14 protein-coding genes and 1 pseudogene are annotated in these 23,861 nt (G+C 53.3%); 9 read left to right on the forward strand and 6 right to left on the reverse strand.

Annotated features, from left to right (window positions below):
* The first annotated feature begins 10 nt into the window (after positions 1-10).
* From A3841_RS11815 to A3841_RS11855, 7 genes and pseudogenes are all read left to right on the forward strand, one after another.
* Positions 11-1,675 (forward strand): SusD/RagB family nutrient-binding outer membrane lipoprotein, encoded by a 1,665-nt coding sequence (locus A3841_RS11815; protein WP_083610318.1) that lies wholly within the window; start codon positions 11-13, stop codon positions 1,673-1,675.
* A gap of 17 nt (positions 1,676-1,692) precedes the next feature.
* The gene (locus A3841_RS11820) at positions 1,693-2,466 is read left to right on the forward strand and encodes a DUF4397 domain-containing protein (RefSeq protein ID WP_073852489.1); all 774 of its coding nucleotides are present in this window, start codon (positions 1,693-1,695) and stop codon (positions 2,464-2,466) included.
* 413 nt (positions 2,467-2,879) lie between these two features.
* Positions 2,880-3,320, forward strand: a pseudogene (locus A3841_RS11830) (transposase); the annotation flags it as partial.
* Positions 3,321-3,751: 431 nt separating this feature from the next.
* A complete protein-coding gene (locus A3841_RS11840) occupies positions 3,752-4,342 on the forward strand; it encodes a peptidoglycan recognition protein family protein (RefSeq protein WP_073852492.1) in 591 nt (196 codons plus the stop codon).
* A gap of 70 nt (positions 4,343-4,412) precedes the next feature.
* Complete coding sequence (locus tag A3841_RS11845) at positions 4,413-6,278, forward strand: glycoside hydrolase family 9 protein (protein WP_235861378.1); 1,866 nt, start codon at positions 4,413-4,415, stop codon at positions 6,276-6,278.
* Between the two features lie 95 nt (positions 6,279-6,373).
* Positions 6,374-6,976, forward strand: a complete 603-nt coding sequence (locus A3841_RS20615; RefSeq protein WP_235861379.1) for a polysaccharide deacetylase family protein — start codon at positions 6,374-6,376, stop codon at positions 6,974-6,976.
* An 88-nt stretch (positions 6,977-7,064) separates the two neighbouring features.
* The gene (locus A3841_RS11855) at positions 7,065-8,912 is read left to right on the forward strand and encodes an outer membrane protein assembly factor BamB family protein (protein WP_139307941.1); all 1,848 of its coding nucleotides are present in this window, start codon (positions 7,065-7,067) and stop codon (positions 8,910-8,912) included.
* A gap of 257 nt (positions 8,913-9,169) precedes the next feature.
* Here the strand turns inward: A3841_RS11855 and A3841_RS11860 are convergent, their stop codons facing one another.
* Complete coding sequence (locus tag A3841_RS11860; RefSeq protein WP_235861380.1) at positions 9,170-10,708, reverse strand: glycoside hydrolase family 10 protein; 1,539 nt, start codon at positions 10,706-10,708, stop codon at positions 9,170-9,172.
* Positions 10,709-11,037: 329 nt separating this feature from the next.
* On the opposite strand from A3841_RS11860, the gene A3841_RS11865 reads away from it, so the two are divergent.
* Together A3841_RS11865 and A3841_RS11870 are read left to right on the forward strand one after the other, a co-directional pair.
* Positions 11,038-14,052 (forward strand): glycoside hydrolase family 3 N-terminal domain-containing protein, encoded by a 3,015-nt coding sequence (locus A3841_RS11865; protein ID WP_262502582.1) that lies wholly within the window; start codon positions 11,038-11,040, stop codon positions 14,050-14,052.
* Positions 14,053-14,291: 239 nt separating this feature from the next.
* Entirely contained in the window at positions 14,292-15,179 is an 888-nt protein-coding gene (locus A3841_RS11870; protein WP_073852497.1) for a DUF3078 domain-containing protein, read from the forward strand.
* Positions 15,180-15,357: 178 nt separating this feature from the next.
* On the opposite strand, the gene A3841_RS20715 is transcribed toward A3841_RS11870, so the two are convergent.
* The 5 genes from A3841_RS20715 to A3841_RS11890 all read right to left on the reverse strand — a co-directional run bounded on the left by A3841_RS20715 (position 15,358) and on the right by A3841_RS11890 (position 23,675).
* Positions 15,358-15,486: a hypothetical protein gene (locus A3841_RS20715; protein WP_262502583.1), complete on the reverse strand. Its 129-nt coding sequence runs from the start codon at positions 15,484-15,486 to the stop codon at positions 15,358-15,360.
* A gap of 105 nt (positions 15,487-15,591) precedes the next feature.
* Positions 15,592-17,562 carry a glucosamine-6-phosphate deaminase gene (gene nagB, locus A3841_RS11875; RefSeq protein WP_394332892.1) on the reverse strand — a complete coding sequence of 657 codons (1,971 nt, stop codon included), beginning with the start codon at positions 17,560-17,562 and terminating at the stop codon, positions 15,592-15,594.
* A gap of 35 nt (positions 17,563-17,597) precedes the next feature.
* Complete coding sequence (locus A3841_RS11880) at positions 17,598-18,848, reverse strand: ROK family transcriptional regulator (RefSeq protein WP_073852498.1); 1,251 nt, start codon at positions 18,846-18,848, stop codon at positions 17,598-17,600.
* A gap of 216 nt (positions 18,849-19,064) precedes the next feature.
* Complete coding sequence (locus A3841_RS11885; RefSeq protein ID WP_073852499.1) at positions 19,065-20,456, reverse strand: SusD/RagB family nutrient-binding outer membrane lipoprotein; 1,392 nt, start codon at positions 20,454-20,456, stop codon at positions 19,065-19,067.
* Between the two features lie 12 nt (positions 20,457-20,468).
* On the reverse strand, positions 20,469-23,675 hold the full coding sequence (locus A3841_RS11890) for a SusC/RagA family TonB-linked outer membrane protein (protein WP_073852500.1): 3,207 nt from the start codon (positions 23,673-23,675) through the stop codon (positions 20,469-20,471).
* Positions 23,676-23,861: the final 186 nt, after the last annotated feature.

Genomic DNA, 23,861 nt, shown 5'->3' on the forward strand with positions numbered 1-23,861 from the left:
TAGACTTATCATGAGAACGAAATACAATTATTTTAAAAAGATAGTGTGTGCCTCTCTGTTTGCAGCGGGCACACTGGCTACTACGAGCTGTGACAGCTACCTTGATGTGAACACAAACCCGAACGGGCCTGACCAGGTGGTGGCACCGCAGTTTTACCTGCCAGCCATTCAGTCTGAGCTTGCCCTGGGGATTCAGTTCGATGCTCGTTACCTGGGCCGCTATATCCAGAACTGGAACTTGCGAGACGAGGATAACACATGGGACCGCCACGGTTATGTATCGGGTAGCGATGCCGCCGGCCAGTTATGGCGCTCCGTGTACTGGACCATGGGCGAGAACCTGACGGACATGATCAGCAAGGCTGAGGAAGAAGAGCGTTGGGACTTTGTTGGTGTGGGCTACGTGCTGCGTGCGTTCGGATGGCAGTTGCTGACTGATTACCATGGAGAGATTATCGTGAAGCAGGCATTTGAGCCGGGGCGCACGACCTTTGACTACGACTCCCAGGAGTATGTGTATGAGGAAGTGAGACGCCTTACCATGCTGGCGATCGAGAACCTGGAGCGTACGGACGGTAAAGTTGGCAGCTCTACACTGGCGCAAGGCGATCTTATCTACAACGGCGACCGTGAGAAGTGGCTGCGCTTTGCCTATGGCTTGTTGGCTGTTAACGAGAGCCGCCTGACAAATAAGTCATCATTCAATCCTGACAAGGTGATTGAGTATGTGGACAAGGCATTGCAAAGCAACGCTGATGATGCTTCAGTTCGTTTTGAGGGCGCTGTAAGTACGGATACTAACTTCTTTGGCCCACGTCGCGGTAACCTGAACCCTTACCGCCAGTCTAAGTTTATCGTGAGCCTGCTAGACGGCACAAACCCAGCGCTGAATGATCCGGCCTTGCAGGGGGAAGACCCGGTGTTTACCAGCGAGCACCTGAAAGACCCTCGCCTTCCGGTAATGCTGGCGCCTGCTAACGACGGCAAGTACCGCGGTGTAACACCAGGGGTTGGTGTTACAGAGTATACTGTGGCTAATGAGCGTCCGCGTAACCCTTGGGCTACCGCCTCTGATGTGGTGCCAGCCACCACTCCAAACAAGTACCTGTTTGGTAACAACGCGCGTTTCCCGCTGATGACTTATGCTCAGCTGCAGTTCATTAAGGCAGAGGCAGCTTATATCAAAGGCGACCAGAGTACAGCGTTGGATGCTTACACTGAAGGTGTGAATGCGCACATGGACTTTGTGCGCACATTTGTCACAAACGATGCCTCAACAGAGATTGATGAAGTGGCTGTATTCGAAGAGCGCCGTGCTGAATATGTAGCTAGCGAGGAACTGATGCCTAAAACGGCAGCAGAACTGACGCTGCAAAAAATCATGCTGCAGAAGTACATCGCTCAGTGGGGCTGGGGCTTTATCGAGACGTGGTCTGACCTGAGAAGATACGACTATATCGCCAATCCTGACGGTACCATCGATGATAACCCAGCAAACAATGTGTTCGCAGGGTTTGAATTGCCTAGCCCACTTTTCGGTCTGAACCAAGGTAAGCCAGCGTATCGCTTCCGCCCACGCTACAACTCCGAGTATATGTGGAACGTGGCTTCTTTAGAGAAAATAGGTGGTATGGAGCAGGACTACCATACTGTTGAAATGTGGTTTAGCAAGTAATAATCAGACGTATCTATATGAAGAATATACTGTATAAATCTTTTGTTGTGCTGGCAGCGGGCCTAATGTTGGGCTCCTGTGAAGAGAATGCCATCGAGGACCATAACGAGCCAGTGAACAGTGGGGCTTTTATCAAATTTGCCCATACTGCGCCTTCGGCTCCAGCTGTTAATTTTTACCTGGGCAATACCAAGATATCTGCTCTGTCTGCTAACGCAGCAGGTGAAGTGCAGGGTCTAGGCTATGCCAGCAACTCTGTTTTCCCGGCCAGCTATGGTTACGCTAACGTGCCTTCTGGTGCTCATACGCTGCAAGCGATCAGCCCGGCAACGGCTGCAGCAGGCGAGGTGGCAAGTGCTTCAGTTACTCTGAACGAGGGGGAGCATTATACTTCCTTCCTTATCGGGGAAGCAGAATCCTACGAGGCTTTTTTAGTGGAAGATGCCCTTCCGGAGAATAACTACTCTAAAAGCTATATCCGTTTTGTGAACGTAGCTATAAATGCTCCGTCAGGGGTTGATGTTGAGGTTGTTCGCACAGCCACTTCAGAAACTCCTGAAACAAGAACAGCTGTAGGCTCTGACGTGGTCCGAAAAGGCAATACACCGTATGTGGCCATTGATGCACAAGGTTCTTACGTGGTAGAGTACAAGACGGAGAACGCGGAGGGAGCAGTTATAACTTCGAAATCTACAAGCTTCTCACCAATTGCCGGCCGTGTTTATACCTTTATCATACGTGGTGATTTTGCCGATAATACGGTAAGCTCGCTTCTGATTAGAGACAGATAACCTGCTAAAGCGCCATGAATTGCAAGAGCCGCCCGGAAGGAGCGGCTCTTGTTTTTTTATCCTTCTATGTATTCCATTCTTAAATAAATGTGAACTCGGGAATGATACCACAATTGAATGAGTTGTACGCCTGTCTTGTTTTAGGGGTATAGCACGAATAGATTATCCCACTCTTATCAGAGAAGAAGTTTGTGAGCTGCTCCGCGTAGAGAAAGAGCAGCAGCGGGTCCTTATCCGGGACCGGGTATGGTTTCTGCGCCTGCTTAAAGAAGGCACGGCCCAGACCCAGCTTCACCGGGCCGTCGGTCCCGCTGCCCGGTGAAACTGGGCTACGAGTGGGCCTACCTCTACGTGGCGCTTTGTCCCTTCACCGGGATGTGTTCGCCATGCTGCTGCCGCGCCTGGACAAGGCCGGCTGGTTCTTTGGCCTCAAGCTGCACCTGGTCACCAACGGGCATCAGGAGTTGGTGCGCTTCCTGATCACCCCGGCCAACGTGGCCGACAACAACCCCCGCGTGCTCTCCTTGCTGCTCTCCGGCCTAAAGGGCAAGTGCTACGGCGACAAGGGTTATCTTACCTCCCTTTTCGAGGCGTTGCTGGAAGAAGGCCAGCACTTGGTCACCAAGGTGCGGCGCAACATGAAAAACATGCTCCTCACCCTGCAGGATAAAGTCAACCTACTCAAGCGGGGCAGCATCGAGGCGGGTAATGACATCCTGATGGCGGTGTGTGATAGCGATCATACCCGCCACTGCAATCCAATGAACGCCCTGGCTCAGATCTTCTCCGGCCTCACCGCCTATACCTTTCTGGACCAGAACAGCAGATTTAAACCGGCCAGATTAAATGCTTAATTGCCGAGTTCACGTTAAACTCTTCTTGCTGAAGAATCGAGAACAGGCCTGGTTTGCTTGGCCAGTCGATGTTGCTGATCACAGTGGCAATCCAAACGGCTCGAAATTTCCGTTTCAGCGAAGTAGGTTGGGCGTATGCGCATAGGACCAAAAAGTTCAGCAACAGGGGATTAATGAACGTAAGTTTCTTCATGCGTAATAAGAGGCTGTTTAGTGAAGTTATTAGGTATAACTTTTTGAAGCATGGCTTGTGGCTAGGCGGTGTGTTGTTTGGTTGCAGAAAATTGCAACAGTAGAATCAACGTTTAATTACTAACATATATATTAGTAATAGTATATTAGCAATTATATAGTGCTCAGACTCAGCATTTTTATGGCTAAGCTATAAATGTATTTGCCGAGAAGCATCTGCCTCAAAAACTACCTTTACCATGAAACAGGCTTCCCTTTTCTTCGCATGTGTCCTTTTATTGCTGCCTTCCTGCCAGCGCCCAGCCACGCAACAGCCCGTCCCCAACGGAATGAGCTTCCTGTCGCGTGAGGCATGGGGTGCGAAAGCGGCCGTGCTGCCCATGCGCAGCCATACCATACACCGGCTCACCATCCACCACACGGCCACCAGGCAGGCAACTGATAGGACCTTAACAGACAAGATGCGGGCGCTTCAGAAGTTCTCTCAGGAAGAAAGTGCCCTTGCGAGCGGCAAAACAAAGCCTGTGTGGGCAGACATTCCTTACCACCTGTATGTAGACTGCAACGGGGAGGTAGCGGAAGGCAGGGAACTCGGGTATGCAGGAGACTCCAATACGGCCTACGACCCGGCAGGCCACCTTTTGGTAGTAGTAGAAGGCAATTTTGAGGTGGAGGAAATAACAGCGAAGCAGCTGGCGACGCTCGAACGTTTGATACCAGCCTTGGCAAGGCAGTACAGCATACCGGCCGACAGTATTGGCGGCCACCTGGACTTCGCCCAAACGCAATGCCCGGGGAAGCTGCTTTACGAGAGACTGCCCCACTTTTAGGAACTGGTGGCAAATAAAAGGTAATCCATATTTTCCGATTTTATACTTTAAACCGGGGTTAAATTTATACATGATGTTCCAAAAGAAAAATCTACGAGCACTGGCGCTGGCAGCACTTATTTCGGCGTCTGGCGGGCTGGGGCTGATGGGCTGCGCGCAGACAAAGTATAAAGGCGCCAATGCTGCCACCTCAGAGGAGCCAAGCGCCTGGGTGCGCATCAACCAGCTGGGGTATACGCCCTCCGGCATAAAAGTAGCGGTGTGGGTGAGCAAGGAGCAGAAAAAGCTGCGCCGGTTTGAGCTGGTAGACGCTGCTACGGATCGGGTGGTGTTCACAGGCGAGGCCGGCAACGCCTTCGGCGCCTATGGCCCTTTCTCGGAATCCTACCGGTTGCACTTCACCCAGTTCACGGAGCCGGGCAGCTACTACATTAAGGCGGGCAAGGTAAAGTCCCCCACCTTCCGGATCGATGCCGAGGTATACAGCGGCACTGCGGATTTCGCGCTCCGCTACATGCGCCAGCAGCGCAGCGGCTACAACCCATACTTGCAGGACTCCTGCCACGTGCACGATGGCTACACCATGTATGGCCCTATGCCCGACAGTACCCTCATCGATGTGTCGGGTGGCTGGCATGATGCCTCTGATTACCTGCAGTACGCTACCACTTCCGCAAACGCCACCTACCACCTGCTGGCCGCTTACCGCGACTTCCCGGAGGTGTTCTCTGACCAGCACCAAGACAATGGCCTGGCGGGGAGCAACGGCCAGGCCGACGTGCTGGATGAGGCAAAGTGGGGACTGACCTGGCTTTCCAAAATGCACCCGCGCGAGGACTGGCTGTTCAACCAGCTGGCCGATGACCGCGACCACCAAGGACTGCGCCTGCCTACCAAGGATGACGTGGACTATGGCATGGGAAAAGGGAAAGCGCGCCCGGTATACTTTGCAACCGGCGAGCCGCAGGGATTGGGCAAGTATAAAAACAGGGCCACGGGCGTAGCCTCTACGGCAGGAAAGTTCGCCAGCGCCTTTGCCCTGGCCGCGCAGCTTTACCGGGAGCAGGAGGATGATCTGGCAAACTTCTACAGCAAAAAAGCACTTTCAGCCTACAAGCTGGGCCTGGCAAAGCCGGGAGTAGCACAAACGGCCCCAAACCGCGCCCCATACTTTTATGAAGAAGATAACTGGGTGGATGACATGCAGCTGGGCGCCGCGGCCCTGCACCAGCTGACAGGAGAGCAGCGTTTCTTTGAGCAGGCGTACGCGTATGGCCTGCAGGAGAAGGTAACGCCCTGGATGGGAGCAGACACGGCACGCCATTACCAGTGGTACCCGTTCCACAACTTCGGGCACTATGAACTGGCCAAAAATGCAGCGGCAGATAAAAAAGCAGCGCTTATCGGATTCTATAAGGAGGGGATCGAGAAAGTATACGCCAAGGCTAAGAAGAATGCTTTTTACCGTGGCGTCCCTTTCATCTGGTGCTCCAACAATCTCACGACTTCCTTTGCCATTCAAAATCATCTGTACCGGGAGCTTTCCGGAGATGAGTCCTACGCCGAGTTGGAGCAGGCCAACATAGATTGGCTTTTCGGTGTGAACCCCTGGGGAACAAGTATGGTGTACGGCTTACCGTCCCACGGCGATACCCCAGTCGACCCGCATTCCTCTTTAACCTACCTGCACCAGATGCCGCTCGACGGTGGGTTGGTGGATGGGCCGGTTTATGGCAGCATCTTTAAGAATCTGAAGGGCATCCAGCTGACAAAGCCTGATGAATACGCCGCGTTCCAGTCGGACCTGGTGGTGTACCACGACGACTTCGGAGACTACAGCACCAACGAGCCAACCATGGACGGTACCGCCTCGCTGATTTATCTGCTGGCGGCAAAAGAGCACAGCGCACGGGAGGGGGCGCAGGCAAAAAAGTAATCACCGATGGTTACGGAGCCATCGTCCGGGGTGATACGGCAGTTAAAAGTATAGCCCTGGTTTTTACGGGGGATGAATATGGGGACGGAGGGGAGGTGATTCGGCAGAAGCTGGAGAGGCATGACACCAGGGCCTCCTTTTTTCTGACCGGACACTTTTACAGGAATCCTGAATTTGCGCCGCTGGTAAAGCAATTGGTTGAAGAAGGCCATTACATGGGCGCCCATTCCGACGAGCACCTCCTTTACTGCGACTGGGCCAGGCGCGACAGCCTGCTGGTTTCGCAGAAGCAGTTTAGCCAGGACCTGCAAATGAATTACCAGCGCATGGCGGGCTTTGGGATAGCGAAAGCGGATGCGCCATACTTTCTGCCGCCTTACGAGTGGTACAATCAGCGTATAGCTGCCTGGACAAAGCAGGAGGGCCTGCAGCTCGTAAACTTTACCCCGGGCACCCGCTCCACCGCCGACTATACCTGGCCGGAGATGGGAAATCGCTATGTGAGCTCGGAGGAGGTTTACCAGTCCATCATGAAGTATGAGCAGCAGGACCCGCACGGGTTAAACGGATTCATACTTCTGGTACATATCGGTACGGACCCGCGGCGCACCGATAAGTTTTACAACCGGCTGAACGAGCTGCTGACAGCGCTTAAAGGCAAGGGATACACGTTTGTTACCATCGATGAGCTGTTATAAGCAGTCTGCTGCTTAAGTTTTGCTTGCTGAAAGACAGCGGGCAAGTATAAATTTTGGACAACACACCACTACACATAAAATGAGAATAATGAGAAGCTTTTGGCTGCTGGCGTTCCTGCTAACAACTCTTTACGGGAAGGCCCAGTCGTTTAAATTTGCCTTTGTAACAGACACCCACATTGGAGGCAACACCGCCGAAGAGGACCTGAGGCGCACCGTTAACGATATCAATACCAACGACTCCATCAGCTTTGCTGTGATCACGGGCGATATAACTGAGTTTGGATCGGACCAGGAACTGAAACTGGCGAAACAGGTGCTGGACGGCCTGAACAAGCCATGGTACATCATTGCAGGCAACCATGATTCCAACTGGTCGGAGAGTGGGAGCAACAGCTTCAGAACCGTGTTTGGCGCCGAGACTTTTTCTTTTACCCACAACGGCTTCCTCTTTGCCGGTACAAGCTCCGGCCCCAACATGCGCATGGGGCCAGGGCAGGTGCCCCGCGAAAACATGGTTTGGCTCGACTCGGTGCTCACGCACATGCAGGACCCCCAAATGCCGGTGATTTACCTGAATCATTATCCGCAGGACTCCTCCCTGAACAACTGGTACGAGGCGATCGACTTGCTGAAGAAACGAAACGTGCATCTGATCATGCATGGTCATGGTCATGGCAACCGCCGGTTCACCTATGATGGCATCCCGGCTGTGATGGGGCGCTCGAACCTTCGGGCCAAAGCCAGCGTGGGCGGCTACAATATCGTGACTTTAGCGGATGGCGTGGCAAGTTTTGAGGTGCGGAATCCGGTGGAGCAAACGCAGGAGCAGTGGCTGGAGGTACCCCTGGAAAACCATCACTTCGAAAACGAAACGACACAGTACCACCGGCCATCCTATGCCGTAAACAAGAAATATCCCAATGTGAAGGTCGTATGGGAGTACCAGGACGACAGCGATGTGGGAGCCGGCACCGCAAGCTACAAGAACCTGGTGTACGCAACCAACACCAGCGGCTGGATCTATGCGCTGGATAAAGCGACGGGGGAGAAAAAATGGGCTTATCAAACGGGCGGAAAGATCTACTCTACCCCGGCGGCGGCAAAAGGGTACGTTGTGGTGGGCTCCTCCGACAACCATATTTATTGCCTGAATGCAGCTACCGGAGCGCTCGTTTGGAAACACGAAACCCTCCGGCCAGTCCTGGGCGCTCCAACCATCAAAAATAAGGCCGTGTACATTGGTGGTTCCGATGGCCATTTCAGAGCCCTCAACCTGAAGAATGGCAAAAAGCTGTGGGAGTTCGACCAGGTAAAGGACTTTGTGGTGACCAAACCGCTGTTCTACAATAACAAAGTATACTTCGGAAGCTGGGGGAATGACTTTTACGCGCTAAATGCGGCTACCGGTAAGCTGGAGTGGAAATGGAACAACGGCTCCCCGAACCGGATGTTCTCCCCGGCCGCCTGCTACCCTGTGGCAACTGGCGGCAAGGTGTTTATCGTGGCCCCGGACCGCTACATGACATCCCTGGACGCGAACACCGGGGCGGAAGTATGGCGCAAGCAAATGAAGGATGTGCGGGTGCGCGAGTCCATGGGCCTGTCGGAGGACAAGGCGCTGGTGTACGCAAAAACAATGGACGGGGAGTTAGTAGGTGTTTCCACAACGGCTGATTCGATGCAGATTGCGTGGAGGTCGTCGCTTAACCTGCCTTACGAGCTTGCCCCATCAGCCATCGTGGAACATAAGGGGGTGATCTACGTGCCTAGCCACTCGGGCATGGCCAGCGCGGTAGACAGGAAAACCGGCCAGGTGATTTGGCAGCACAAGGTGTCCAACGGCCTCATGAACCCCATCATGCCGCTGGATAAGAAGCGGGTGGTGGTGAGCACGATGGATGGAAAAGTGGCTTGCCTGGAGTTCACGGAATAGTTGCACTTCACCGTATGCATTGAGCGAAGCCATACTTTCACCTACTAATACAGGTGGTAGTATGGCTTCGAATATTTCAGCAAAGCCTCAGCTTCCTGGTATCAGGAGGAAAGTATAAACAGATCAGATTTATACCTTAGCCAGGAGGTTGTGGCGTCAGTGCTTTGTAATGTCTAAGCCCTCATACTTTCCCCTAAAACAGGAACAGCCGCCCGGATAGGCGGCTGTTCCTGTTTTAGGGGAAAGCAAAGTATAAATCAATACTTATACTTTACTGTGGCAGGGTGGGAGGGGGCGCTTTCGTTTTGCTGCCGGTCCAGCGCCGTCACAACGTAGATATATTTTCCGCTCTCCAAAGGCGTTTCATCTATAAAGGCGGTGTTGGTGCCGAAGACCTTGGCCACGATACTAACCGGGCTGCTCAGGTCCGGGTCGAGTGGCTGCCATTTGCGCTCTTCCCAGAAGGCGCGCTTCCAGAAAGGCGTTTCCCAAAAGCTTTCCTTCACAAAACGGTAAATAACATAATAGCGCACCTCCTGGTCGTGCTGCCAGTGCAGGCGCACGCCGCTGTCGGTCTGGCGAACTTTCAGGGAGAAGGGCGGCTCCAGTTCCGCGTTCTTTTTCCAGTCCATCACAGGCAGCAGGGCCGGGTACTTGTAGTAGGAGTTGCGCAGGGAGTCCTGCAGGTTATTGGGGTTGCTCATTACGGATTTGGAGCTGAAGAACACGCTGCCGCCCACGTTGGGCGTTGCCCTGGCCAGTTGCAGCTGGCGCGGCATCTCGTTCGGGTCGTGCCACTCGCGGTAGGTAGGGTCGGAGGCTACTTTATAGGCTCCCAGCCCAACGTAGAGGTGGCGCTGGAAAGCGTTCTGGGCCCACCACTCCAGCACGGTCTTATAGTCAGCGGCCGGGTTGCCGATGTGCCAGTATACTTGCGGTACCAGGTAATCAATCCAGCCCACCTGCATCCACTTGCGGGTGTCGGCATACAAGGCGGTGTAGCTGGGAGCCCCGGCGCGCGTGGCGGATCCGTCAGGCCCATCGGCCAGGTTTTTCCATACCCCGAACGGGCTGATGCCGAACTTTACCCAGGGCTTTACATGGTTTATACTATCCGACACTCCCTTGATCAGCTCGTCCACGTTATAGCGGCGCCAGTCGTCCTTGTTGGTGAAGAGGCCCTGGTAGGCAGCGTAGGTCTGCTCATCCGGGAACGGCTTTTTAGGGACTGGGTAGGGATAGAAATAGTCATCGAAGTGCACGCCGTCTATGTCATAGCGGTTCACCACGTCCATCACCACACTGGTAATATATTGGCGCACCTCCGGAATGCCGGGGTTAAAGAGCAGCTTCCCCTCATACTTTATGAACCACTCCGGCCTGCGTTTGGTAATGTGGTTGGGGGCAACCTCGGCCTTTGCATCGAACGTGGCGCGGTAAGGGTTAAACCAGGCGTGAAACTCCATGCCGCGCTTGTGCGCCTCCTCCAGCATAAACTGCAGCGGGTCGTAGGGCGGGTTCATGGCCTGGCCCTGCTTGCCGGTCAGGAACTCCGACCAGGGCTCCAGGTTGCTGCGGTAGAGTGCGTCGGCGGCGGGCCTTACTTGCACAATGACGGCATTCATCCCGTTTTTCTGGTGCTCATCCAAAATATACTTAAACTCCTGCTGCTGCACCGCTGGCGAGAGGCCTTTCTGCCCCGGCCAGTCGATGTTGGCGACCGTGGCGATCCAGACAGCGCGGAATTCCCGCTTGAGCGGCTGCTCTTGTGCCTGTGCCAGGGAAGCAGAGGCCATTGCCAAAGTTAGCAGAAGGTACTGTAGTAGAGATTTATGCATGTGTGGTCATGGATTTGAAGGATACTGTACTTTTAGAAGCTGTTCTGTGGCTAAAACCAGTTTTAAAGTATAAAGGAGTTCTATACCGAAATATAGCAATAGGATGTTATGAAGGAAAGGGGAGGGTGAAAATAAAGAAGTGAATTTGCACTATATTTTCTGAGCGGCAGGGGGATTGGAAGAATTCACCGCAACATAGAACTCCTTTCTCATAAAAAACTTAAATTTACCCTTTATCAAACGCTACTCACTAATCTTTCATCACGTTGGAAAAAAGATCCTTTCTTTTGCTCACCCTTGTTGCCTTGTTTTTGTTTGGGGCAACTGACGCGGATGCGCAGCGGCGCACTTCCAAGACGCGCAGCAGCACTGCTCAGAAAGCGGTTGCCAAGACCTTCAACCCAGCCACCGACCCGCCCTTCCTAAACGCGGACCAGGCCTGGGTAGACTCTGTGTTCAGCACCCTGACGCCGGAAGAGCGCATCGCGCAGCTCATCATGATCCCGGTATACTCTAACAAGGACCAGGCGCACATCGACTCGGTGAGCAAACTGGTGACCAAGTATAAGGTAGGCGGGCTGATCTTTTTCCAGGGCGGGCCGGTACGCCAGGCCCACATGACCAACCGGTACCAGCGCGAAAGCAAGGTGCCTTTGATGGTCAGTATAGACGGGGAGTGGGGCCTGGCCATGCGCCTGGACAGCACGATAAAGTTCCCGTACCAGATGGCCCTGGGCGGCATAGAGGATGAGCAGCTGATCTATGAGATGGGCGCCGAGATTGCCCGCCAGTGCCGCCGGCTGGGCATCCACGTTAACTTCGCCCCGGTGGTGGACGTGAACAACAACGCCAACAACCCTGTGATCGGCTTCCGCTCTTTTGGCGAGGACAAGTATAACGTAACGCGCAAAGCGATGGCCTACATGCGCGGCATGCAGGACGAGAAGGTGCTGGCCAACGCCAAGCACTTCCCGGGCCACGGCGATACCAACGTGGACTCACATTACGGACTGCCGGTCATCCATTTCTCCAAGCTTCGCCTCGACTCCGTGGAACTCTACCCGTTCCGCCAGCTCATGAAGAACGGCCTGGGCAGTTTGATGGTAGCCCACATGAACATCCCCGCGTTGGATAACACCGACAGCCTGGCTTCCACGCTTTCCAAGCCGATCGTGACGGACCTGCTGAAGAAAGAGATGGGCTACAAAGGCCTGGTTTTTACCGATGCCCTGAACATGGACGGCGTGGCGAAATTCTATCCTCCGGGCATTGTGGACGTGAAGGCCCTGCTGGCCGGCAACGACATGCTGCTGAACACGATGGACGTGAAAACCACGATCGAGGAGATCAAAAAAGCCATCGCCAACGGAGAGATCACGCAGGAAGAGGTAGATGCCCGCGCCCGAAAGGTGCTGGCCGCCAAGCAATGGCTGGGGCTGGATAAGTATAAGCCGATCGAGACGGAGAACCTGATCGAAGACCTGAATAATCCGCACGCTAAATATCTCAACCAGCAACTGGTGGAAGCCTCGCTCACGCTGCTACGCAACAAGCAGAGCATCCTGCCCATCCAGAATATCGATACTTTAAAAGTAGCGGCGCTGGCCATCGGCACGAAGCAGGAAACGGACTTTCAACGTGGCTTGGCCCGTTATACCAAGGTGGATACGTTCTTTCTGCAGCCAACTGCCTCGCTGGCGGAGCTGATGGCCCTGAAGGAGAAGCTGCAGGAGTATAACCTGATTGTGGCCGGCATGCACAAACTGAACCTGAAGGCCGGAGGCAGCAATTTCGGAATCACTGCCGAGATGAACCTGTTCCTGAAGGACCTTATCCGCTCCAAGCCAACGATTGTGGGCGTGTTCGGCAACGTATACAGCCTGGCGGAGATGGAGAGCCTGGAGAAGGCGGATGCCGTGATTGCTGCCTACCAGGAAACGCCGCAAACGCAGGACCTGACCGCGCAGATGATCTTTGGCGGCATCGGGGCAAAAGGAAAACTGCCGGTGACGATCAACAATGCCTTTAAAATAGATGACGGGCTTCGCACAAACGGTGGCCTGCGCTTTGCCTATACCATGCCCGAGGCGGTGGGCCTGAAGACCCAGGACTTCGAAGGGATAGACTCGCTGGTGGCGCAGGCCATGGAGCAGAAGGCAACGCCCGGCGCGCAAGTGCTCGTGGCCAAGGATGGCAAGGTGATCTACCACAAAGCCTATGGTTTCCATACCTACGACAACGAGCAGCCGGTGCAGGTAACCGACCTCTACGACCTGGCCTCCGTAACGAAGATAAGCACCTCGCTGGCCGCCTTTATGAAACTGAGCGGCGAGGGCCGCTTTGACGTGGACCGCACGCTGGGAGAATACCTGCCAATAGTGGAGGGCTCTAACAAAGAGAACCTGAAGTACCGCGACATCCTGACGCACCAGGCGGGGCTGAAGTCCTGGATCCCGTTCTGGAAAGAGACGGTGAAGAAGAACGGTAAGTTTAAGTGGGCCACCTTCAAGGCAGACTCCTCGCGCCGTTTCCCGATCAAAGTGGCGGATAACCTGTACATTCACCGCAGGTACTGCAACAAGATCTACAAGGCCATCGTGAAGTCGCCGCTGAACGAGAAGCCGGGCTATGTGTACAGTGACCTCTCGTTTATACTTGCCCCGCTGGTGGTGCAGAACATCACCGGAGAGAAATTTGAGACTTACCTGAAGGAGAACATTTACCAGCCGATCGGCGCGACCTCCCTGACATTTAACCCATACAAGTACTACAGGCCGGAGCAGATCGTGCCGACGGAGTATGAGCCGCACTTCCGCAAGCAGCTGCTGCACGGCACAGTGCACGACGAGGGAGCTGCCATGCTCGGCGGCGTTAGCGGCCATGCCGGCCTGTTCGGCAACTCCAACGACGTGGCTAAACTGATGCAGTTATACTTGCAGGACGGAAAGTATGCCGGGGAAACCTACATTAGCGGCAACACCGTGAGTGAGTTCAGCAAGTGCCAGTTCTGCGACCAGGGCAACTACCGCGCCCTCGGTTTCGACCGTCCGGCCAAGCCGGGAGCGCAGAACAGCAACGCGGCGCCAAGTGCCCCTGCGGAGAGCTTCGGCCACTCCGGCTTTACGGGCACCTATACCTGGATAGACCCCGTGAACAACCTGGTGTACGTGTTCCTGTCGAACCGCGTGAACCCAACCCGCGAGAACCCGAGGCTGAGCCAACTGAACACCCGCACCAACGTGCTGCAGGTGGTGTACGATGCCATTGAAAAGAGCAAGCTGGCACAGCGCACCAATCCGTAAACAGCTGATTTATACTTTACCGAAAAGAGGCGCCTGTAAGGGTGCCTCTTTTTTGTTACTGTACTTTTGATAGCTTGCTAAAGGGGCTTGTGAAGAGGAAGAGAAACTAAAGTAAAGGTCCTGCCTGGGAAAGATGTATTCCAGTTTCGAAGCCTTATTCAAGATTCACACAACCCGGCGCGCGGTAAACCAGTAAGTATAGCAGTTCTAAAATATAACCATCATCTAATACTATTACCATGATCAAACGTTTACTTGCAGTGCTCACTTTAGCGCTTTGTACTACGGCTGCACTTGCCCAAACCACCACCGAAGCAGACACGCTATGGCGCCGTTCCTTTGCCGCTGGCATCAACTTGAATCAGTCTGCCTTCAGCGACAACTGGAAAGCTGGTGGTGTCAGCTCTGTGGCTTTTAACACCCATTTGGATGCCCGCGCTGACTACAAACTGGCTAAGATAAGCTGGGACAACGCCGTGCAGCTGCAGTATGGCCTGATCAAAAACAAGGGGGAGGAGCAGCGCAAAAGTATAGACCGCATCTACCTCGACACCAAGTATGGCTATGCCATTTCCTCGGATTGGAACACCTTTGTCTCCGCCAACTTCCTGTCGCAGTTTACGAAGGGCTATGAGTACGACGTGGACGCTGACGGCACTGACAGGCTGATCTCTAATTTCCTGGCGCCCGGCTTCCTGACGTTTGCCCTGGGTGCGGAGTATAAGCCCAAACCACACTTTTCCCTGCGCCTGAGCCCGTTTGCCCCACGCTTTACTTTTTTAGCGGACGAGGCCGTGGGAGTGAACGAGCGGTACGGTGTGCCGGAGGGAAAGAAGGTGCGGACTGAGTGGCTGGCCGCCATGATACAGGCCGCCTATGACCGGGACATCATGCAGAACCTGAACCTGAGGGCCAACTACATGTCCTATATAAACTACAAAGAGCTTTCCGGGAAAAAAATCGACCACCTGCTGAACGCAACGCTTACAGCCAAGGTAAACCGCTACATTAACGTAAGCCTGACGGGCAACTTCGTGTACGACTACGACCAGGACACAGAAGTACAGTATAACCAGTCGCTGGCCTTGGGTATACTCTATACCGTGCAGGGATTTTCGGTTAGATGATCAGACTACAGCTTAGGAAAAAGTATAAGTATAAGTAAGTATGGGGACAGAATTAAATTGAAGTATTAAAGAGAGCTGTCATTCTGGAAGAAACTTGGTAGAAGGGAAGTTAAGCTTATGCGGCTTGCCCACAAGATCCTTTCAGGATGACAATATAATATAAACTAATTCTGTTCTCCTATTTATGAAGTATGAAGTATAAGTATGAAGTATAAGTATGAAGTATAAGTATGAAGTATAAGTATGAAGTATAAGTATGAAGTATAAGTATGAAGTATAAGTATGAAGTATAAGTATGAAGTGACAACTTATACCACTATAAAACATAAAGCCCGCTCAGAAACTGAGCGGGCTTTCTCGTAGCTTTAAAACCTATGTGTTCCTATGTGTGTGTCCTCTGAGAGAGGGAGGTTTAGTAATTGTAGCGTACGAATGCTTCCATGGCCTCATAGTCGGCAAGGCCAAGTTTATGGTATCTTTCAGCGGTCTCGCGGTTGCGCTCCTCGGCGCGAACCCAGAACTCGCGGGAGTCGTCGCCCGGGAATACCGGCGTGTCTTTCTGTGACTGGTGTTTGAAGATAGCCTGGCGCTTGCGCAGCACCTCCTGCGGCGACAGCGGCACGGCCATTTCGATCTCATGTGTCTCGAACTCGTGCCAGGCGCCGCGGTACATCCACAGCCAGCAGTCGTTCACCCACTCCTCGCCAGCTTCACGCAGGCGCTGCAGGGCATCCACTATAATCTTAAAGCAAACAATGTGCGTTCCGTGCGGGTCGGCAAAATCACCAGCGGCAAATACCTGCTGGGGCTTCACGCGCTGCAGCAGTTTCATGGTCAGCTCAATGTCCTTATCAGAAACCGAGTTCTTCTTATGCTTGCCCGTCTCGTAGAAGGGCAGGGCCATAAAGTGAATGTTCTCGTCCTCCAGGCCAGCATAGCGGGCACCAGCCAGCGCCTCGCTCTTGCGGATAAAGCCCTTCACGTTCAGGATCTCTTTCGTGTCTACCTGGTTGGGGTGCTTCTCCTCGATAAAGCCGCGCATGTCGTCGTATATCTGCTGCAACCTGGCAGTATCGTTGCCAATGCTTGTGTTAAAGTCGATGGCGAATTCCACGTAACGCAGCACGTCATCATCCCAAACGGCCGTGTTGCCGGAGGTCTGGTAGGCCACATGCACGTCGTGGCCCTGGTCCACTAAACGAATGAAGGTACCGCCCATCGAGATCACGTCATCGTCCGGGTGAGGGGAGAAGATAACCACGCGCTTGTGGGCAGGCTCGGCACGTTCCGGGCGCTGCGAATCGTCGGCGTTTGGCTTACCACCCGGCCACCCGGTAATGGTATGCTGCATCTTGTTAAAGATGTCGATGTTGATGTTATAGGCGGGGCCAAACTCGGTGGCCAGCTGCGCCATGCCGTTGTTGTTGTAGTCCTCCTCCGTCAGCTTCAGGATAGGCTTGTTCAGGGTCTGCGACAGCCAGATCACGGCTTTCTTGCGCATCTGGATGTCCCACACGCAATCCTTCACCAGCCACGGCGTGTTAAAGCGGGTCAGTTCCGAGGCCGCGGCCTCGTCCAGCACAAACTCCACGCTGTCGGACAGCTGCAGGTAGGTAGCCGGCACCTCGCTCGACATCTCTCCCTCCACGGCTTTCTTGAGAATGGAGGCCTTCTTCTGGCTCCACGCCATCAGGATGATCTCACGGGCCTTAAAGATGGTGCCGATACCCATGGTGATGGCCTTGGTCGGCACGTTCTCCTTACCACCGAAGTCGCGGGCTGCGTCGCGGCGGGTCAGGTCGTCGAGTGTTACCAGGCGCGTGCCGGAGTTTGGCGCAGAGCCCGGCTCGTTGAAACCGATGTGGCCGGTACGTCCGATACCCAGGATCTGCAGGTCCAGTCCACCCATTTCCTCGATGCGGCGCTCATAGCTCAGGCAATATTCGTGTATTTCCTCCTTGGGCAGTGTGCCGTCCGGAATGTGCACGTTCTCCTTCTGTATATCGATGTGATTGAAGAGGTTCTCGTTCATGAACGTGACGTAGCTTTGGGCCGCGTCAGGCTGCATCGGGTAGTACTCATCAAGGTTAAAGGTGATTACGTTGCGGAAGCTCAGACCTTCCTCGCGGTGCATTCTCACCAACTCCGCATACACCCCCACCGGCGTGGCGCCGGTCGCCAGGCCAAGTACGGCCTGCTCGCCCTTGTCCTGCTTGCTCCTGATGAGGTCGGCAATGCGCTGTGCCACCTTTACAGAGGCAATATGCTGGTCAGGGAATACGGTTACCGGCAGTTTCTCAAACCTGGTTTCCTCCAGCAGGTTTAGCCTGGGCGAAGTGCGTTGCCTGTTATAGGCAGCGTTGTTTTTAAGTGGATGCATCATGCTTTATACGTTGATTTACCTCAGTTTTATTTTGATTAGCGAGCCTGTTCCAGCTGCTGTTCCAATATGCTTTCGAGTACGGTGGCCGTGGCCCCCATCATACTTGCCTGCTGCCCCAGCGTAGAAAGCGCGATGCTGGCAGACTCGCGCAGCTGCGCCATGCAATACGTGTTGATGGACTGCTGGATAGGCGTGGTGATGAGTTGGCCGGCCTCTGCCATCTTCCCTCCAAGTATAACCAGTTCGGGGTTAAACAGCTGTATGAGTATGGCAATGCCCTTGCCCAGGTTCGCCCCGGTCTCGGAGAGCAGGCTTATGGCAAACTGGTCTCCCTGGTGCGCGGCATCTATAATGTGCTGCGGCTCCAGCTGCTCCAGTTCCTCTTCGGTCAGTTTGCTTAAGATTGATTTCTGGCCGGCTTGTATCCCTTCGCGCGCTGCGCGGGCCAGCGCCACGCCAGAGGCCCTCGTTTCGAGGCAGCCGCGCTTGCCGCAGTGGCAAAGGGTGCCGTTCTCCTCCAGGGGGATGTGGCCGAACTCCCCGGCAAAGCCCAAGGCCCCGCCGCGCAGCCTGCCGTCCATGATAACGCCCGTGCCGACGCCCCAGTCGATGGAAATCACCAGCACGTCCTGCTTGCCATGGGCTTGCCCGAACCGGAGCTCGGCCAGCGCGGCGCTTTTCACGTCGTTCTGAATGAACACCGGCTTGCCTAGTTTGTGTCGCAGCACCTCCTGCAGCGACTCCTCCAGCACATCGGTTCTCAAATAGGTGCGGGAGTCTCCCTCCTTGCTGGCTACCAGGCCCGGCATGCTTACGCCAATTCCCACCAGTCGCTGCTGGTCTATCCCGGAGGACGTGATAAGCTCCTGCACCCAGGTACAGAAGGTATCGAGTCCGCTAAGATCTTCCGGCAAAGTATAGCTGTACGTGCGGATGGGGGTAACCTGGTTGTTGTTATTGTCCATGATCGCCATGCGGGTGCTAAAGCGGTCCATGTCGATGCTAAGGACGTAGAGGGAGTGGTTGCGGAGTCCGTAGAGATCAGGTTTGCGTCCACCTACTGATTTGCCGAGCCCCTGCTTCTCCACCAGCCCCTCCGAGATTAATTCACCTAATAACCCCATAGAAGTAGGGGAGCTGATGTTGAAGCGAGAGCAAATATCGGCATTCGTGCGGGCGCCTTTCACATACAGATGCCTGATTATCTTTACTTTCTGTAAAAATTTCTTCTTCTCAACGTTGTTGAGGGTCTCCAGGTAATCGGTATGGGAAGTTAAGGTGCTCATGCACGTAGCGCGTAAAACCTATCACTACAATATTAGCAAATACTTTGTGTAAGGCAAAAACTTTAATAAAATATTTTCAGTAAGTATAAATGTAACGTAAAATAAGTACTCAAAGTTCTTTTTATTGGATTTTCTGCCCGTAGTTTATACTTGCTGCTAAAAAAGAAAGGCGCTCTTCAACCGAAGAGTGCCTTTTCTGCTATTTAAGACTGTCTGTTACTTATCCCACCAAAGCTGCCCGTAAAGGCCATCGGTGCCACCAAATTGGCGCTGCACGGCCTCATTGTAGTTCGCTGTGTTGTTAAACTGCTCCTCAGTAGGGTAACCCTGACGCGTCGGCACCTGCTTTCCTCCGGAAGCGGCGGATAGATCAGGGTATCCTGTTCTTCTCCACTCTGCCCAGGCTTCGTAGCCGTTCATGAACAAGTGTATCCATCGTTGTGTGGCAATTTGCTCTATAGCTTTTGCTGGTTCAAAGGCTACCCCGGGTTGCGTCAGTAATTCGCTTACTCCAGTTGTGGTGCCTGTCCATTGCAGCACAGACAGGGAAATAGCTTCCTTGTAGAAATCTGCTGCTGCTACATCTCCCCCAGGGATCCAGCCGCGTTTAGCTGCCTCTGCTTTGGCAAAAAGCACCTGGGCGTACGTTACCAGGTAAACAGGTGCGTCCTGCTTCCAGATGGCAGTGCCCAGTAAGGAGTATTTAGACTCATTGGAAGCCTCCGCCTTGCCATACTCCAGCCCTACATAATAGCCTTCCTCGTTTTTATTGCCGAAAACAGGTAAGCGGGGGTCTTCCACTGGCTTCATATGATCCACCAGGTTCTCACTCAACGCCCACCAAAGGCGCTTTTGTCTGCCTACTTGGCTGTACCAGTAGTTCTCATTTACTTCTTCAGGCAAATGCTTGTAAACAAAATTATCCCCGTTGGAGGTCATGGTCCCCGCTTCCAGTGCTTTGTTAAACTCTGCCTGCGCTTTTGTAGCATCCACTTCGGACAGGCGCAAGGCCATGAGCAGGCGGAGTGTGTTGGCTAGTTTCTGCCACTTGCCTGCGTCGCCCCCATACACAATGTCGTTACTGATTTTGCCAGGCACCACCATCGAATTGGCTTCCTCCAGTAGCTGGAAGAGATTGTTGTAGATTGCCTCCTGCGTGTCATACTTGGGAGTAAAGTTGTCATCCCCTTTCAACGCCTCGCTGTAGGGAACATCGCCCCAACGGTCCGTGATATTCCAGAAAAAGTATGCCTTGAGAATCTTGGCAACTGCCAGCTGGTTGTTCACGGGGCCCTCTTTGGCGTCCAGGTCATCCGTGTTCAGAACCGTTTCCAGGTTCATGAGGGGACCCGAGTATAAGCCGTAATAATTGAAATTAACGGTATTGTACAACGAGGCACCAGGATACAACGTCTCAGCTAAGTGCTGGGAGAAGAACTCGCCCTGTGGTGCAGAGTTTAGGCCCGGAAGGTAAAACTCCGCATTAGCAATCAGTTGCGTGCCTGAGGCTACGCTGGGTTTGTTGGGGTTTACGTTGATGTCGTCGGCAAAGTCATTGCATCCTCCGAAGAGTAAGCCTGCCAGCATTAAAACATATATCTTCTTCATGATATTGCTTGTTTAGAAGGTGATATTAAGATTGACGCCATAGGAGCGTGTCGTGATTAATTGGCCTGTTTCCAGCCAACTGATAGATGAACTGCCAGTAGAAAGCTCCGACGGATCCAGACCTTTCGGTGCTTTCTGCCAGATCGTGGCCGGGTTGCGGCTGATCAGGGACAGGTTTACACTATTGAAAGGCAGCCAGGCGAGGGTGCTCTTTTCGAAAGTATAGCCTAGGCGCACCTCTCTCAGTTTAATGTAGGAAGCATCATACAGCCACTCCTCGTAGATGTTCTTGCCAATATTGTTTCGGAAGTATGATTTTGCATCTACATAAGCAGTAACAGGCTGTCCGCTCACATCCACGTCATCGATAATGGTGCCCGGTGCATAGATACCTTCCACTTTCACGCCACCACCTTCGCTTAAAGGGTCACGCACGTTTTTGCCCTTGTCGTTCATGGCAGCTGTTTCGGCATGCTGCCCCGACTTTACAGCCAGCATGCGTGACCAGCTAAAGAACTGACCGCCAAGCTGATAGTCTACCATGGCCCCTAGATTAAATTTGCCGATCTTGAAGTTGTTCTGCAGACCACCGGTTAAATCCGGAAGCACGCTGCCAAAGTTATGGTTCGTTTCAAAAACCGGCATGTTATCTTTTCCAATCAGCTTCTTACCTGTTTCCGGGTCTCGCTTATAGGCATTTCCTACTAGGCTTCCGAAGGGCTCTCCCACCTCAGAGTTCAGGTAAATCGTAACGCCGGAGTATGTGTTGTTGTCTAGTGGATACACATCGATATCGGAGTAGAGTTCCTTCACCATACTTCTGTTTCTGTTCAAGTTAAAGGTGGCATCCCAGGTGAAGTTCTCTGATTGCACGGGTGTTCCTGTCAGCGTCAGTTCCACCCCTTTGTTCTCGATCAGGCCTGCATTGATGCGGGCAGAAGTATAGCCACTGGTACCTGGCACTCTCAGGTTGATGATCTGGTTCTTGTTTCGCTGCTGGTAATAGGTGAAGTCTACCCCGAAGCGGTTGTTAAAGAACCTCAGGTCCAGGCCGGCCTCATACGCGTTGGAGAAGGAAGGCTTAATATCCGAGTTGTTCAGCACATCTGGCACATATAAAGTATTAACGCCGTCATAAATACCGCCCACTTCATAGGTAGGAAGGATGCCGTAAGGGCTCAGGTCGGAACCAGCCTTCGCATAGCTTAGCCTCATTTTACCGTAGGAAAGCGGCTGCCACTGGAGTAGCTCGCTGAAGACAAGGCTACCTGATACCGAAGGATACCAATACGAATTGTTGTCAGCTGGCAACGTAGAAGAGTTGTCATTGCGGAGCGAGGCATCGATATAGTAGGTATCCTTGTAGCCAAGTGACATCAAAGCGTACCCGCTGCGTATCTCTTTGCGCTGCAGGTAAGAGGATGTTGTGGGGCGCTCTCTGGATGCCTCTATACTATAAAAGCCCGGGCTGGACAGGCCGCCCACCGTTGCCTGACTTACATATGTGTACCGCCTGGAGTACAGGTTTGCCCCTAAGCTGGCATTCAGCGAGAAGTCACCCCACTCTTTAGTATATTGCCCTAGAAATTCGTAATTCATTTCCTTGTTCTGGTACTTGCCCACTGAGTAACCATCATCATATCTGCCACCCGCAGCCTCTTTGTGCTCCAGGTTCTGCGTAAACATATCAGAACGTACAAAGCTGCTCAGCTTCAGTGAAGGCAGTACCTCCCAGGTCAATCCTACATCCCCGAAGAAACGGTCTCTGCTGTCGAGGTTGCTGTTTTCGTAAGCTTCGAAGTATGGGTTGTTCCAATCACCCGGTTCAAAGCTGCTTAGCACACCTTGTGCGTTTGGCCTGTTGATGTTCCACTGGTAGTAAGTGCCATCCGGATACTTGTAGTCGCGGAGGCGATCCATGCTCAGGCTGCGCTGAAACCACTGCACCATGTTAGTTGCGCCTTCGTAATATCCCTGTGAGGGGCGACGGGCATTATTGGTAGCGTAGTTCACGTTCGTCGAAACTGTCAGTTTCTTCGAAAGGTCCAGCGAGGCGCTCAGGCCAAGGTTGTTGCGCTTTAGCCAGGAGTTAGGTTCAATGCCTTCTATGCTGGTGTTGTTGTAGCTGAACCGGATAGCCGTGTTCTCGTTGCCTCCGGCTATCGATATGCCATTGTTAAGGCTGTGCCCGGTTTCGTAGTAGTCCTTAATGTTGTCTGGCTGCGGTACAAAAGGGGTGAGCTTTTCATACTCAGGATCCTGCGGATAGAAGCTGTGTATCATGCGTACAGGTGTGCCATCCATCTTTGGGCCCCAGCTTTCGTCAGTGCCGTCCACATATGGCTGCCCGTTGGCCAGTGTTCGGAAAGTTTGCGTGGAACCGCCGCCATAATGGTTCTGTAGTGGCATGAAGTTACTTGCCTTTTCAACCGAGAACGCGGAATTCAACTGCACATCTACTTTTTTAGCACCCCGCTTACCCTTTTTGGTTGTAATCATGATGACACCGTATTGGCCGCGGATGCCGTACAGAGCTGAGGCAGCGGGTCCTTTCAGCACGTTTACCGACTCTACATCCTCTGAGTTGATGTCCTGAGCCAGGTTGCCATAGTCAGCGCCGCTTCTTCCTGCAAAGTTGGCATTCGAGATGGGCGTGCCATCCACCACAATCAGCGGCTCTCCGCTTCCTGTTAGTGAGTTAACGCCACGGATCTTGATCTTTTGGGTACCGCCCATACTTGCGCCGGAGGCACCGGTTACCTGCACACCGGCCACTTTACCGGCCAGCGATCCGAGCACGTTCTGCTCTTTCGTTAGGGTTAGGTCTTCTCCTTTTACCTCCTGCGTGGCGTAGCCCAGCGAACGCTCCTCGCGCTGAATGCCCAGTGCCGTTACGACCACCTCCTGCAGTTGCTTGTTGTCAAGGTTCAGGCGCACGTTAAACACGCGCTGATTGCCTACTTTTACTTCCTGTACTTCATAGCCCAGAAAGCGGAACATCAGTACCGACTCGGGTGCTGGCACGTTCACCTGAAAGGTGCCATCGGCAGCAGTGGTTACGCCCGTGGCCGTTCCTTTTACAATTACACTGACACCGGGTAACGGAATGCCGTTATCAGCGCCTGTTACCGTGCCGCTAACGCTGGTTTGCTGGGCAAATGCAGTGCCGCACCAGCAGACCAACAGCAACAGTAAAGTTGACAGGTACAATTTTCTCATGAGTGTGTTAGGTTAGTTAGAATTTAGATTAGCCTTCTAATTTACCGATATAATGTATATAGCCAAATTTCTATAGATGAATTTGGTAGTTAAATAAGATATTCTGACCTTGAATAAGGGGAAGTGTTATTATCTTGATAGAGCATTGAATTTTAAGCTGCAATCGGAAGAATTTAAGCGGCTTGT

This window comes from Pontibacter flavimaris, from assembly GCF_001907195.1.
Classification (GTDB): Bacteria; Bacteroidota; Bacteroidia; order Cytophagales; family Hymenobacteraceae; genus Pontibacter; species Pontibacter flavimaris.

Excerpts from the sequence above, each read along its gene's own strand:
- nagB (WP_394332892.1), bottom strand. The coding sequence starts at position 17,562 with ATGATGCATCCACTTAAAAACAACGCTGCCTATAACAGGCAACGCACT.
- A3841_RS11860 (WP_235861380.1), bottom strand. The coding sequence starts at position 10,708 with ATGGCCTCTGCTTCCCTGGCACAGGCACAAGAGCAGCCGCTCAAGCGG.
- A3841_RS11885 (WP_073852499.1), bottom strand. The coding sequence starts at position 20,456 with ATGAAGAAGATATATGTTTTAATGCTGGCAGGCTTACTCTTCGGAGGA.
- A3841_RS11815 (WP_083610318.1), top strand. The coding sequence starts at position 11 with ATGAGAACGAAATACAATTATTTTAAAAAGATAGTGTGTGCCTCTCTG.
- A3841_RS11880 (WP_073852498.1), bottom strand. The coding sequence starts at position 18,848 with ATGAGCACCTTAACTTCCCATACCGATTACCTGGAGACCCTCAACAAC.
- A3841_RS11840 (WP_073852492.1), top strand. The coding sequence starts at position 3,752 with ATGAAACAGGCTTCCCTTTTCTTCGCATGTGTCCTTTTATTGCTGCCT.
- A3841_RS11845 (WP_235861378.1), top strand. The coding sequence starts at position 4,413 with ATGATGTTCCAAAAGAAAAATCTACGAGCACTGGCGCTGGCAGCACTT.
- A3841_RS11855 (WP_139307941.1), top strand. The coding sequence starts at position 7,065 with ATGAGAAGCTTTTGGCTGCTGGCGTTCCTGCTAACAACTCTTTACGGG.
- A3841_RS11870 (WP_073852497.1), top strand. The coding sequence starts at position 14,292 with ATGATCAAACGTTTACTTGCAGTGCTCACTTTAGCGCTTTGTACTACG.
- A3841_RS11890 (WP_073852500.1), bottom strand. The coding sequence starts at position 23,675 with ATGAGAAAATTGTACCTGTCAACTTTACTGTTGCTGTTGGTCTGCTGG.
- A3841_RS11820 (WP_073852489.1), top strand. The coding sequence starts at position 1,693 with ATGAAGAATATACTGTATAAATCTTTTGTTGTGCTGGCAGCGGGCCTA.